Consider the following 14,026-nt stretch of genomic DNA (forward strand, 5'->3'; position numbering starts at 1 on the left):
GCGATAGCCTGCAGGCATTCTGCGGGCATTCTTCGTACGCCCGTTCCGGCGCGCGCAGGTGCGCTCAGGCATTCGCCGGCATATTCGGACTCGCCGGGACGGCCGTTGCCTGGGCGGTTGCCTGGCCAGTCGGCCAAGTTACCGTCATTTACAGCCTTGCATCCGGCACTGCGTTTACAATAGCCCGGATCGAAGTCCCCGCTAGCCGGGACCGGGCCTGAAGCCGCGCGGGGCGCCGCTTGGGCCGCGACTCCGGCCGCGAATTGGCCACACAAGCAACAGGATCAATGGCAAAAGCTCCCTATTCCGCGAGCGCGCAGGCATTGCCGCACCGCATGTCGCGCCTTTTCACCGAAATCCGCTGGATCTTGCAGGTGGCGCTCGGCGTGTTCCTGCTGATGGCGCTCGTCAGCTACAGCCGGCGCGATCCGAGCTGGACGCACGCCGCGCAGGTCGACCATATCGCCAACTGGGCGGGCCGCGTCGGCGCATGGACGTCGGACATCTTGCTGCTGCTGTTCGGGCTGTCCGCCTACTGGTGGATCGTGCTGCTCGGGCGCCATATCTCCGCCAATTACCGCCGTATCAGCCGCAACGAGGACCTTCAGGAGGACGCGCCGCGCGACGCCGGCTGGCTCGCGGACGCGTTCGCCTTCGTGCTGGTGTTGCTCGCCTGCGACGGTATCGAAGCGCTGCGCATGTGGTCGCTGAAAGTGCAGTTGCCGCGCGCGCCGGGCGGTGTGATCGGCGAGGCGGTCGCGCGCGGGGTGTCGCACGCGCTGGGCTTCACGGGCGGCACTTTGGCGCTGCTGATCGTGCTCGGAATCGGTTTGTCGCTGTATTTCCGTTTTTCCTGGCTGTCGGTGTCGGAAAAGGTCGGTGAATCGATCATTTCGGCCGTCACGTTCGCCAAGCTGCGCCGCGAGGCGGGCCGCGACCGTAAATTGGGCGAAGCCGCGGCGGTCAAGCGCGAAGGCAAGGTCGAGAAGGGCCGTGTGCGGATCGAGGAGCACGAGCCGGTCATGATCGTGCCGCCGGTGGTCACGCCGGCCAAATCGGAGCGTGTCGAGAAAGAGCGCCAGGTGCCGCTGTTCACGGACCTGCCGGGCGATTCCACCTTGCCGCCGATCTCGCTGCTGGACGCGGCGCCGGCCGCGCAGGAAACCATTTCCGCCGACACGCTCGAATTCACGTCGCGGCTGATCGAGAAAAAGCTCAAGGACTTCGGCGTCGAAGTGAGCGTGGTCGCGGCCTATCCCGGTCCGGTTGTCACGCGTTATGAAATCGAACCGGCCACGGGCGTGAAGGGCAGCCAGATCGTCGGTCTGGCCAAGGACCTGGCGCGCTCGCTGTCGCTGGTGTCGATCCGCGTGGTCGAGACGATTCCGGGCAAGAATTACATGGCCCTGGAGTTGCCGAACCAGCGCCGCCAGACCGTGAGCCTCTCGGAGATTCTCGGCTCGGCGGTGTATGCGGATGCGGCTTCGCCGCTGACCATGGGTCTCGGCAAGGATATCGGCGGCAAGCCGGTGTGCGCCGACCTCGCGAAGATGCCGCACTTGCTGGTGGCCGGCACCACCGGTTCGGGCAAGTCGGTGGGGATCAACGCGATGATCCTGTCGCTGCTCTACAAGGCGAGCGCCGAACAGGTCCGCATGATCCTGATCGATCCGAAGATGCTCGAAATGAGCGTCTACGAAGGCATTCCGCACCTGCTGTGTCCGGTGGTCACGGACATGCGCCAGGCCGGTCACGCGCTGAACTGGGCGGTGGCCGAAATGGAGCGCCGCTACAAGCTGATGAGCAAGATGGGCGTGCGCAACCTCGCCGGCTACAACAACAAGATCGACGAAGCCGCGAAGCGCGAGGAGAAATTGCCGAATCCGTTCAGCCTGACGCCGGACGATCCGGAACCGCTTACGCGGCTGCCGAACATCGTCGTCGTGATCGACGAACTCGCTGACCTGATGATGGTGGTCGGCAAGAAAGTCGAAGAGCTGATCGCGCGGATCGCGCAGAAGGCGCGCGCGGCCGGCATCCATCTGATTCTGGCCACGCAGCGTCCGTCGGTGGATGTGATTACCGGCCTGATCAAGGCCAACGTGCCGACGCGGATGGCTTTCCAGGTGTCGTCGAAGATCGACTCGCGCACGATTCTCGACCAGCAGGGCGCGGAATCGCTGCTCGGCATGGGCGACATGCTGTATCTGCCGCCGGGCAGCGGCTTGCCGGTACGCGTGCATGGCGCGTTCGTGTCGGACGACGAAGTGCACCGCGTCGTCGATAAGCTCAAGGAGCAGGGCGAGCCGAACTATATCGAGGGCATTCTCGAAGGCGGTGCGACGGGCGAGGGCGACGAAGGCTCCGCGGGCGCCGGCGGAACCGGCGCAGGCGACGGCGAGTCGGACCCCTTATACGACCAGGCGGTCGATGTGGTGCTGAAGAACCGCCGCGCGTCGATCTCGCTGGTGCAGCGGCATTTGCGCATCGGCTATAACCGCGCGGCGCGCCTGCTCGAGCAGATGGAGAACTCGGGCGTGGTGTCGGCGATGTCGTCGAACGGCAACCGCGAGATTCTGGCGCCGGCGCGGGAAGCGGAATAAATCCAGTCGAACGGGCCTGGCGAAATCAGCCTCGCGGAACGAGCCGGCGGAATCGGCCGAGGCGGCATAAGCGTCGTTTAAGAGTCGTTGCTTAAGCTGATTCCCAAGGGTTCGCACGTTGGGCTTGCCGTCCTGGCGATTGCCGCTCATCGTGCGCCGGCCGGATTCCCGGCTACCGGCCGCCGGAACTGCCAAACGAATTCAATCAAGGGAGAAAACTACATGCAGCCATTCGCGCAGCAGCACGCTCGACAGCGTGTCCAGTCCAGCCGTTTCGGCCAACTCGCTCGTACGATCGTGCGTGGCGTCGGCAGTGTGGCGATCGGCGCGTCGATGCTGGTCGCGTCGCAGGCATTCGCGAGCGGCACCGAGCAATTGAAGGCGTTCGTCGCGCAAGTCCACTCGGCGCGCGGCACCTTTGTGCAGCAGGAAGTGCGTGCGCCGAGCAAGGCGCAGCAGGGCGCAAGCGGTGCGAGCGGTGTATTGTCGACGGGCGGCGGCAAGAGCGGTACGTCGAGCGGTACCTTCACGTTCGCGCGTCCCGGCAAGTTCATCTGGCAATACGAGAAGCCGTATGCGCAACTGCTGCAAGCCGACGGCGACAAGCTCTACGTGTACGACAAGGATCTGAATCAGGTCACGGTGCGCAGCCTTGGCGGCGCGCTCGGCGCGAGCCCGGCCGCGATCCTGTTCGGCAGCAACGATCTGGACAAGAACTTCACGCTGCGCGATGCGGGCGTGAAGGCCGGCATCGATTGGCTCGAACTCACGCCGAAGGCAAAAGACACGCAATTCCAGCGCGTCGGCATTGGCTTCAAGGACGGCAATCTCGAAGCGATGGAATTGCACGACGTGTTCGGCAACGTCACATTGCTGACGTTCTCCAACATTCAGAAGAACCCGCCGTTGCCGGCGGATGCGTTCAAGTTCACGGTGCCGAAGGGCGCGGACGTGATCCACGGATAACCCGCACATCTGGCTACGCAATGAAAAAAACCGCGCATTCAATGCGCGGTTTTTTTGTTCGCGGCATGTGCTGCGCAGTACCCGGGGCAGTACTGTTACCCATCCACTTCCAGCGCCTGAACCGGATGCGCGGCTTTCATATCGTCGATAAACGCCTCGACGATATCCGTGCGATGCTGCCGGGCCCGCGTGACCATATGAAACGCGACGCGGTAACGCATCTTTGCCGGGTTCAACGCGGCGAGCAAACCTTGCTTGACGAACGGCGCCGCAAAATGCCCCGGCAAATAGCCGAGATGATGGCCTGAGAACACCAGCATCGCGACCGCTTCCATGTTGTCCGCGACGGCGGTGACGTTCTGCGGCGTGGTCGAACTCTCTGCCTCGGGCAACGGATAACTGCGCCACGCCCATTCGTGAGCCGCGGCTTCAGCGGGCGACACCTCACCGGCCGAAGTGAACAAAGGATGCCCTTTCGCGCAATACGCGAACTGATCTTCGGCGAACACTTCGGTGTATTCGAGCGACGGCACGCGGTGCCAGAAATAGCCGATGCCGATCTGAATCCGGCCGTTGAGCAACAGCTCTTCCAGCTCGCCCGGCGAGCGCACCAGAATCGAAAACCGTACCGACTGATCGCGCGTGCGAAACCGGCCGATCGCGTCGCTGATGCGCGCGCTCGCCGATACGGGCGTGTGGCCGATCATACCGATATCGAGCGTGCCGACCAGCTTGCGGCCGACATTGCGCGCCTGCATGCCGAAGGTATCGACGGCGGACAACAGTGCGCGGGCCGCGTCGATGAACTGCTCGCCGCGCGCGGTCAGGCTGAAGCCGCCGCGGCCGCGCTCACAGAGCCGGTAGCCAAGACGCGTTTCCAGCGTGGCGAGCTGTGTGCTGATGGTCGACTGGCCGACGTTGAGCGTCGCCTGGGCCGGCGAGACGCCGCCGGCGTCGACAATGGCAAGGAAGACGCGGATCAGGCGCAGGTCGAGATCGGTGAGTTGGGAGAACATACATCGGGATACATCGTTAAGGATCGATGTTAAGTTTATTCTGTTCGTATTTTAACTTCGCGAAAACTGCTCAAGAATCGAGATTCGCCCGGCAAGGTGCTTTTCCCTCGGCCGGTTGCACCCTATTGGCTTAGTGCCCCTTTTCATTGCCGAGACACGATGAATACTTCTTCCTTCATTTCCCCCGAAGCCGGCGAACGGCCGCAACCGCTGTCCGGCAACGCGATGCCCCGCTGCGGCGGCATCGCGACGATGATGCGGCTGCCGAACGTCGGCTCGGCCGAAGGGCTCGACGCCTGTTTCGTCGGCGTGCCGTTCGATCTCGGCACCTCGAACCGCACCGGCGCGCGCTTCGGGCCGCGCCAGATCCGCAGCGAATCGGTGCTGCTGCGCCCGTACAACATGGCCACGCGCGCCGCGCCGTTCGATTCGCTGCGCGTGGCCGATATCGGCGACGTCGCGATCAATCCGTACAACCTGCACGATTCGATCAAGCGCATCGAAACCGCGTACGACGAAATCCTCCAGCACGATTGCAAGCCGATCACGCTGGGCGGCGACCACACGATCGCGCTGCCGATCCTGCGCGCAATTCATCGCAAGCACGGCAAGGTCGGCCTGATTCACGTCGACGCGCACGCGGACGTCAACGACACGATGATGGGCGAGAAGATCGCGCATGGCACGCCGTTTCGCCGCGCGGTGGAAGAGGGTTTGCTGGATTGCGACCGCGTCGTGCAGATCGGTCTGCGCGGCACCGGCTACGCCGCGGAAGATTTCGACTGGTGCCGCGATCAGGGCTTCGAAGTCGTGCAGGTCGAGGCGTGCTGGAACCAGTCGCTGGTGCCGTTGATGGCGCGCGTGCGCGAACGGATGGGCGACGCTCCGGTGTACATCACGTTCGATATCGACGGGATCGATCCGGCGTTCGCGCCGGGTACGGGCACGCCGGAAATCGCCGGTTTGACGGTGCCGCAGGCGCTGGAAATCATTCGCGGCTCGCACGGGCTGAACATCGTCGGCTGCGATCTGGTCGAGGTGGCGCCGCCGTATGATCCGTTCGGCACGACCGCGCTGCTCGGCGCGAATCTCGCCTTCGAATTGCTGTGCGTGTTGCCGGGTGTCGAGTATCGCGCCTCTACGCGTTGAACTGACGAACGTTGATGCTGCGTGAAAGGAAAAGGCCTGCAAATGCAGGCCTTTTCTGTTTGTCGCGGTGAGTTTGGAAACCTAAGCGTATGCAGTCTTTCGAGCCGATACGAACGCCAGATAACCCACCGCGCCGATCGCAAGTGCGGGCAGCGTTGCTGACGTTGCTTCCGATGTTGTCTGATTTTTTAGCTGGATTTGCCGCGCAAACGCAGCAGCCCGATCCGCGCGTCCGTCGCCCGGGCGCCGTCACTGTCATAATGCGGGACGTTGCCCGCACCTTTGCGTGCCGGCTTTGCTCATCCGGCAGCACGCCGCCTTCATACGGACAGCGTCCGGAAAAGCCGAGATTATCCCCAAAACGTCATGTTTGAAGAAACCCGTGCCAATGTTCCGCTCGCCGAACGCCTGCGGCCCCGCAATATCGACGAAGTGATCGGCCAGACGCACCTGCTCGGCCCGAACAAGCCGCTGCGGGTCGCATTCGAATCCGGCGAAGCCCATTCGATGATCCTCTGGGGCCCGCCCGGCGTCGGCAAGACCACGCTCGCGCGGCTCATGGCCGACGCGTTTCACGCTGAGTTCATCGCGTTGTCCGCGGTGCTTTCCGGCGTGAAGGATATCCGCGAAGCCGTCGAAACCGCGCAGATTCATCGCGCGAACGGGCATCAGACGCTGGTGTTCGTCGACGAAGTGCATCGCTTCAACAAGAGTCAGCAAGACGCGTTCTTGCCGCACGTCGAGTCGGGGCTGTTCGTGTTCGTCGGCGCGACGACCGAGAATCCGTCGTTCGAGGTGAATAGCGCGTTGCTTTCGCGAGCCGCGGTCTACGTGCTGAAGAGCCTGACCGACGAAGAGCAGCGTGAACTGCTCGAGCGCGCGCAGAAAGAACTCGGCGGCCTCACGTTCACCGACGAAGCGCGCGACGCGCTGATCGGTTCCGCCGACGGCGACGGCCGCAAGCTGCTCAATAACCTCGAAATCGTTGCGCGCGCGGCCTCACAGCAGAAGACCACGGAAATCGACGGCGCTTTGCTCGGCAGCGCGCTCGCGGAGAATCTGCGCCGCTTCGACAAAGGCGGCGACGCATTCTACGACCAGATCAGCGCGCTGCATAAATCGGTGCGCGGCAGCAGCCCGGATGGCGCGCTGTACTGGTTCTGCCGGATGCTCGACGGCGGCGCGGACCCGCGTTATCTCGCGCGACGCATCGTGCGGATGGCGTGGGAAGACATCGGTTTGGCCGATCCGCGCGCGGCCCGTATCGCACTCGATGCCGCCGAAACCTACGAGCGCCTCGGCACGCCCGAAGGCGAATTGGCGTTGGCGCAGGCGATCATCTACCTGGCGGTCGCGCCGAAATCGAACGCCGGGTACAACGCATACAACGAGGCGCGCCGTTTCGTCAGCAAGGACCAGTCGCGCAGCGTGCCGGTGCATCTGCGCAACGCTCCGACCAAGCTGATGAAGGAACTCGGCTACGGTCACGAATACCGCTATGCGCATGACGAACCGGATGCGTATGCGGCCGGCGAAACCTATCTGCCGGACAACGTGCGCGACCCGCATTGGTACGAGCCGACGCCGCGCGGTCTCGAAGGCAAGATCGGCGACAAGATGGCGCGTCTGGCCGAACTGGACGCGCGGTGGCGCAGCGAGAACAAGCCTAAAAAGGGCTGACCGAGGGCTGACCGAGGGCTGAGCGTTTTCGCGGCGCGTTCCGCGGCCGCGGCCGCATTCCGCGCGCCTTGCCCATCTAACGCACCGGCCGCCCGCGCCGGTGCGCTAAAATCCCACCTTCATACAACGAACACCCGCCCCATCTCATGCTCGACATTCAGCTGCTGCGCAAAGACCTCGACGGCGTCGCGAAGCGCCTCGCCGACCGCGGCTATACCCTCGACGTGGCGGCGTTCACCGCGCTCGAAGCGGAACGCCGCGACACCCAGACCCGTACCGAAGAAATGCAGGCGCGCCGCAACAGCCTGTCGAAGCAGATCGGCGCGATGAAAGGGCGGGGCGAGGATACTTCGGCGGTGATGGCTGAAGTGGGCGGTCTCGGCGACGCGATGAAGGCATCGGCGGCTCAGCTCGACGATATCCAGAAGCGTCTGTCCGACCTGCTGCTCGGCGTGCCGAACCTGCCGCACGAAAGCGTGCCGGCGGGCAAGGACGAAGTCGACAACGTCGAAGTGCGCCGCTGGGGCACGCCGCGTCAGTTCGACTTCGAGGTGAAGGATCACGTCGATGTCGGCACGCCGCTCGGCCTCGACTTCGAGACCGGCGCAAAGCTCTCGGGCGCGCGCTTCACGATGCTGCGCGGACAGATTGCGCGGCTGCACCGTGCGCTCGCGCAGTTCATGATCGACACGCATACGCAGCAGCACGGCTACACCGAGATTTACACGCCGTACATCGTGAATCCGGAGATTCTGTACGGCACCGGCCAACTGCCGAAATTTGCCGACGACATGTTCCGCGTCGAGAAGGGCGGTGGCGAGAACACGGTCACGCAGTATCTGATTTCGACGTCGGAAATTTCGCTGACGAACACGGTGCGCGACAGCATCGTCGAAGCGAGCGCTCTGCCGATCAAGCTGACCGCGCATTCGCCGTGCTTCCGCTCGGAAGCGGGCTCGTATGGCCGCGACACGCGCGGCATGATCCGCCAGCATCAGTTTGACAAGGTCGAGATGGTGCAGATCGTCGCGCCGGAAACGTCGTATGACGCGCTCGAGCAGATGGTCGGCCATGCGGAGACGATCTTGCAGAAGCTCGAGTTGCCGTACCGCGTGATTACGCTGTGCACGGGCGACATGGGTTTCTCGGCTTCCAAGACCTATGACCTGGAGGTTTGGCTGCCCGCGCAGAATACCTACCGCGAGATTTCGAGCTGCTCGAATACGGAGTCGTTCCAGGCGCGCCGGATGCAGGCGCGTTATCGCAATGCGCAAGGCAAGCCGGAGCTGGTGCATACGCTGAACGGCTCGGGTCTCGCTGTTGGCCGGACGCTGGTCGCGGTGCTGGAGAACTTCCAGAACGCGGATGGCTCGGTCACGGTGCCGGCGGCGCTGCGGCCTTATCTGGGCGGCGTGGAACGGCTGGAAGTCGCGGCAGGGTGAAACTGCTACTGCGTTGGTTCGATTGACGGGCCTCTTTGAAGATTTTTTGTCAGAGGGGCTTGGAAATCGAATTCAGCTGTTCTATAATCTTTCTCTCCCAAGCAACGACCCGCTTGGATCTGACGAAACAGCCTCGCTGTTGTGAGTTTTGTGAGTTGGAAAACCCGGAAAGGTGGCAGAGTGGTCGAATGCGCTGGACTCGAAATCCAGTGTACCTTTAGGGGTACCGTGAGTTCGAATCTCACCCTTTCCGCCAAGACATCAAGACTACAGGCCCTTCGGGGCCTGTTTTCGTTTCTACCCGCCAAAAAACCCGCCGTCCATCTCCTCAGTTTTGAGACCCCTGAAAAGACTTCTCGAAACTGCACTTCCCTGGCAATACTGCGCTATCAAGTGCATAAAAAAACTTTGCGTTTACTTTAGACCCAAGGACCGTCAGCCACGACAAAACAGAAAACCGGCAGCAGGCTGCACAAAACCGCAGCCCGCGCCGGCAGTCACCCAGCACTTACACCAGCGTGGTCAATTCGACACGTACGCCACATACGGCCCGGTGCCGCCGCCCGTCGAACTGCGGCCGCTGATGCCGTAGTACACATGCCTCCCGTAGAACGCCGGAATCCCGAAGTCGAGATCGCTGTTCATGTAGAGGCCGAGGTTGTTAAACGCGTTGTTAGAGCCCGCGAGGAGAGTCGCCGCGTTTGCGATGTTGAAGCCGAACGTCGCATTCGCCGGACTCGTCGATGCGAGCGTTGCCGAGCGGCCCAACATCGTACTCGGCGTGTAGAACATCGAGGCGTTGTGCGTGATCGTCGAATCCTGGAAGAACAGCGCGGTCGAGCCGGAATCGAAGAACGCCCCGCTGCTCAGCGTCTTGCCATTGAACGTCGCCGTGAAGTTGCCGTTGATGTCAGTGGGAATCAGCGTCGCACCGGCGCCGGACAATACGTTATTGCTCTGCGTGTCGATCCCGAACACGAGCGTGCCGGCCGCGGTCGCGCTGCCGCTGTCGGACACCTGGGCCATCTCGATGATCACACCGTTGTTGTCCTGGGAAAACAGGTACACGGGGTTGGCGACCTGAGCAGTCGTCGCGACGTTCACCGCAGTGCCCGCATTGGTGTAGTAATGCTGCGTGATCGGCGTGGTGGCGTTCGCGCATGACGAGCCGCAGTCTTGCGGCGCCACGCCGATACCGAGGATGCCGTTTGCACCGAGCGCGCTGGGCGAGTCGATCGCGGTGCCGACCTTGCATTCGGTGGGAGCCGAGATCGCCAGGTTGGGATCGGTCATCACGTGAATCGGTACGCTGGAAGCCAGTTCGCCACCCATCTTCACGTCCGCCGTATGTACCGTGCCCCACGCGTAGCCGCTGCCGAACAGCGCGCATTCGGCGAGCGGCAGGCTACTGGACGAATCGGTTTCAGCCGTCAGGCTGTTGAACGTCGTGGTCGGCATCGCCGACTCGAAGAGCCGCAGGCCATACGAGCCTGTATCCACCAGCACGTTCGAGATGGTCGAGCAGTTCGTCGCGCCGCTTGAACCGGGCGCGCAGATCGTGACATTCACCATCGGTTGATTGCGGATACCGGTACTCGACACCGTCATGGCCACCGTGTTCGACGAACCGGCCAGCGTCGGCACGGCCGACGCGTCGACCGCGAGGGTGTTGCTCGACGTGGTCGTGTTGCTGGACGTCGAGCTGCTGGTTGTGGAGCCGCTGGTTGTGGAGCCGCTGCTGGTTGTGGAGCCACTGCTGGTCGACGAACCGGATGTCGCGGTAGTCGACGAGCTGCCGCCACCGCCGCCGCATGCAGTCAGACACAGGCCGAGCGTCGCGGCCAGAATCCACGCGAATTTGCGCATTGCTTTCTCTCGTTTGATCTTGTTGCCGGTTATTGGATATCGTCGGCGCTCAAGCCTTGCGGCAGCGCTTGCGGCAGGTAGGCACGGCCATGGAACGCGCCCATGTGGCCGCCGGTTTCGACCACTAGGCCGGTCTGGCGCACTGCGGCCGGGCCGTAACCGCCGCCTTGCGCGGCGTGGATGTCTGCGAGCCCCTGGGTGTAGGACGGAAAATAGTCGCCGAGCAGCGTGTTGAGCGGCGCCATCGTCGGACCCTTCCAGCTGATTGCGAACACAGCGTTGTTCTGCGCGACGTACTCGCGGATGACGGTGCCGGACGCCATCGTCGTCTCGTTGACGGTGTACGCGGCGGACGCGACGCCCGATGCCTGCGCGAGGCGCGCGGCAAACGATGCGCTGGCGGCGGTGCCGGCGCGGGTCGTCGTCGTGCTGCCGTCGGTGCGGATGCCGCTCGAGTAAGTCGGCGCGCTCCCCAATGCGCCGTATGCCGGCAGGGCTGCAAGCGCCGCCCCGACGCTGGTTGCGATCACCGCGGTCGCGGCAATGCCTCTAATTGAATTGATGGCCATATTGTTGATCGGGTTTTTTTGGTCTGGGCGTGCGCCACCACGTTGCAGCGCGGATGCGCGCACGGTAAGCATTATTACCCTCCGGTAATAATTTGATCCGACGAATAGCGGCCTGGAATAGGCTCTATTTAGCCCCAATTTTGCGGGACCGATAGCGTGATGAAAGTTATCCAGGGTAATTCGGGGCAGCAGCACTGTATATATTGGCCGTTATTTTTATGCTTCATGCATACCCGAATTGCGCAGACGTCGACTATTGGCAGTTTAGCTGTTTCCGTTATCCCAGATACTGATCAACCCGGATCTCAGGATTATGTGCGTTGTGCTTACACGGCGCATTTCAGGTGAATATGGGCGTTTTGAAAAGCCGAGTCTGAAGTACCTCTTATTCGTAATGTAAACGAAAGAAAATTGTTTAAATAACTTACTAAAGATTCCCGTCAATCTGCCGACATTCGTAATACAAAAGCCAGATCTGACTTCTCTGGTTCCGAAAAATCAAGCAGAACAAGAGTCCGCATGTACGAGCGGGGCGGGGTTGTTGTATGGAAAGTCGGCATCAGTTTCAGCTCCCCAGTTACGAGAGCTGGCGCGCCATTTACCGCGCCATTCAATTTTCTACCTGTCTGATAGCGTTCTTTCCGCTTGTTGGCAGAGCGGCGGGCATCATCGTCGACGGTGGGACGGCGACCATCGTTTCAACCGCGGCGAATGGCCGTCAAACGGTCAATATCGCGCCGGCCTTCGCCGGCGTGTCGAATAACACCTATAGCAGTTTCAATGTAAGCGCGGCCGGCGCCGCGCTGAATAACGTCGGCATTAATGCCCGGACGATTGTCAATCAGGTTACCAGTACGAATCCCAGCGTGATTAGTGGGCCGATCGAAGTGCTCGGCTCGCGTGCTAACGTCGTATTGGCCAATCCCAACGGGATTACGGTGAATGGCGGATCGTTCGTCAACACCGGGCGCCTCGCGCTGACCACTGGCACGGTCAGCTTCAAGGACTCGACGCCGGTCGCGGGCCTCCCGGAACGCGACGTCGTGCTCGACACGGCGACCGGCACGATTGTCGTCGGGCCGCAGGGACTGTCGAGCGCGCTGATCGGACTCGATCTGATCGCGAAGAATGTGCAGATCAACGGGCCGCTCACCAATGGCTTCACGTCGCAGACCGCCTACGTGCGCGCCGTGGCCGGCAGCAGTCACGTCACGCTGAATACGGCGGTTTCGCCGAACGACAACAGCAACGACTGGCTTACATTGAGTCCGTCCGCGAGCGCGGCCACCGCCAGTTCATTCGCCATCGACATCACCGCCGCCGGCAGCCTCACGAGCGGGCGCGTGCAACTGATCGTCACCGACAAAGGCCCCGGCGTGCGCAGCGCCGGGCCGATGAACGCGACGCTCGGCGATTTCACGCTGTCGTCGAACGGTTCGGTGCAGTTCTCGAACACGTCGCTGACGGCGCAGAACAACCTCGATCTGCAGGTGCAGGACAGCGTCGCGTTGTCGGATATGAAGCTGAAAGCGAGCAACGGCTCGGCGACGCTGACCGCAAGCGGTGCGGTCAGCCTGACCGGCAGCAGCCTGCTTGCCGACGCCGGCATCGATGTGAGCGGCGCGGGCATCGCGCTCGCACAGGACGCCACGGCGCAAGCGGTGATCGCTTCGGCGACCAGCGGCGTGGTGCTGACCAGCACCGGCGACATCACCAACGTCGGTTCGCTGATCCAGGGCCAGCAGAAGAACACCCTCGATTCGGCGTCGCTCGGTGCGGTCACGCTGAATGCGACGGGCAACGTGTTGAACCAGTCGACGCCCACGGGCCTGCTCGGCGTCGTGTTCGGTGTGAACGGCGATGTGTCCGTGACGGCCGGTGGTTCCGTGACGAATCGGAACGCGCGCATTCTGTCGAACCAGAACCTGACGATCACCGCTGGCGGCGACGTCGACAACATCGTCGATCATTCGACCGGTGTGAACGGCGGCGCGCCGGTCAGCTATTCGGACCGCAGCTGGCGCCTGATTTTCGTCGAACATCGCGACGACGGTTTCAACGTCGACTACGGCGCGATCGCCGATCCGACCAAACTCTCGTACATGACTGCCAACGCCGGCAACGTGACGGTTGCCGCGCAGAACGTTCACAACATCGGCGGCACGATACTCGCGCAAGTCGATCCGAAGAGCCCGACGGCCGGCGGCTCGATTTCAATCACCGCGCGCGACCAGTTGCTGACGCAGGCCATCTTTACCGGCCAGGCGTCGTTTCATCGAACGTGTTTCATTTTCTGCAGTTCGAGTTCGTCGAGCAGCGTGCAGGGCTACGGCGGCGTGATTCAGGCAAACAATGACATCAATCTGAAAGCGGGCACGCAGATCACCAATACGGGTGGCCTCGTGTCGGCAGAAGGCGCGCTTAAACTCGACGCCCCGAGAACTCTCGCACAAGCCGTACTCGGCTACGCCGCGATTAACCGCACGCACGACCTCAAGGCGTGGTTCGGCAACGCATGGTCGGCGATCTTCGCGGCCGATACCGGCGGCCTCTTCATTGGCGGTTCGGGTCAGGTCCAATTGACGGGCGAGGCCGATATCGACGGCGGCGTGTTCAACGCGCCGGGCGGTATTCAGGCGGCCGGCGGCGTCAACACGATACGCAAGCCGTACACCGCGCCGGTCACGATCGGCAATCACAACCACCTCGGGCTCGTGTCGTGGTTCGGGCTATGA

General features: G+C 62.7%; 9 protein-coding genes and 1 tRNA gene. 7 read left to right on the top strand and 3 right to left on the bottom strand.

What is annotated here, in order from left to right; translation table 11 throughout:
• The first annotated feature begins 287 nt into the window (after positions 1–287).
• Positions 288–2,603 carry a DNA translocase FtsK gene (locus AC07WT_RS04675; RefSeq protein WP_494946220.1) on the top strand — a complete coding sequence of 772 codons (2,316 nt, stop codon included), beginning with the start codon at positions 288–290 and terminating at the stop codon, positions 2,601–2,603.
• A 222-nt stretch (positions 2,604–2,825) separates the two neighbouring features.
• The gene (gene lolA / locus AC07WT_RS04680; protein ID WP_492591063.1) at positions 2,826–3,569 is read left to right on the top strand and encodes an outer membrane lipoprotein chaperone LolA; all 744 of its coding nucleotides are present in this window, start codon (positions 2,826–2,828) and stop codon (positions 3,567–3,569) included.
• Positions 3,570–3,664: 95 nt separating this feature from the next.
• On the opposite strand, the gene AC07WT_RS04685 is transcribed toward lolA, so the two are convergent.
• Positions 3,665–4,585: a LysR family transcriptional regulator gene (locus tag AC07WT_RS04685; protein ID WP_494946221.1), complete on the bottom strand. Its 921-nt coding sequence runs from the start codon at positions 4,583–4,585 to the stop codon at positions 3,665–3,667.
• A 159-nt stretch (positions 4,586–4,744) separates the two neighbouring features.
• On the opposite strand from AC07WT_RS04685, the gene speB reads away from it, so the two are divergent.
• From speB to AC07WT_RS04705, 4 genes are all read left to right on the top strand, one after another.
• Positions 4,745–5,734: an agmatinase gene (speB, locus tag AC07WT_RS04690; RefSeq protein WP_492591061.1), complete on the top strand. Its 990-nt coding sequence runs from the start codon at positions 4,745–4,747 to the stop codon at positions 5,732–5,734.
• A gap of 366 nt (positions 5,735–6,100) precedes the next feature.
• Positions 6,101–7,414, top strand: a complete 1,314-nt coding sequence (locus AC07WT_RS04695) for a replication-associated recombination protein A (RefSeq protein ID WP_494946222.1) — start codon at positions 6,101–6,103, stop codon at positions 7,412–7,414.
• 146 nt (positions 7,415–7,560) lie between these two features.
• Positions 7,561–8,856 carry a serine--tRNA ligase gene (gene serS, locus AC07WT_RS04700; RefSeq protein ID WP_492591059.1) on the top strand — a complete coding sequence of 432 codons (1,296 nt, stop codon included), beginning with the start codon at positions 7,561–7,563 and terminating at the stop codon, positions 8,854–8,856.
• Between the two features lie 166 nt (positions 8,857–9,022).
• A tRNA-Ser gene (locus tag AC07WT_RS04705) sits at positions 9,023–9,112 on the top strand.
• A 266-nt stretch (positions 9,113–9,378) separates the two neighbouring features.
• Here the strand turns inward: AC07WT_RS04705 and AC07WT_RS04710 are convergent.
• Positions 9,379–10,722 carry a DUF3443 family protein gene (locus tag AC07WT_RS04710; protein WP_494946223.1) on the bottom strand — a complete coding sequence of 448 codons (1,344 nt, stop codon included), beginning with the start codon at positions 10,720–10,722 and terminating at the stop codon, positions 9,379–9,381.
• Positions 10,723–10,751: 29 nt separating this feature from the next.
• Entirely contained in the window at positions 10,752–11,291 is a 540-nt protein-coding gene (locus AC07WT_RS04715; RefSeq protein WP_494946224.1) for a DUF2844 domain-containing protein, read from the bottom strand.
• Between the two features lie 545 nt (positions 11,292–11,836).
• Between AC07WT_RS04715 and AC07WT_RS04720 the strand changes: the two genes are divergently transcribed.
• Positions 11,837–14,026 carry a two-partner secretion domain-containing protein gene (locus AC07WT_RS04720; protein ID WP_494946225.1) on the top strand — a complete coding sequence of 730 codons (2,190 nt, stop codon included), beginning with the start codon at positions 11,837–11,839 and terminating at the stop codon, positions 14,024–14,026.

Source organism: Paraburkholderia sp. GW821-FHT02A12, assembly GCF_059422005.1.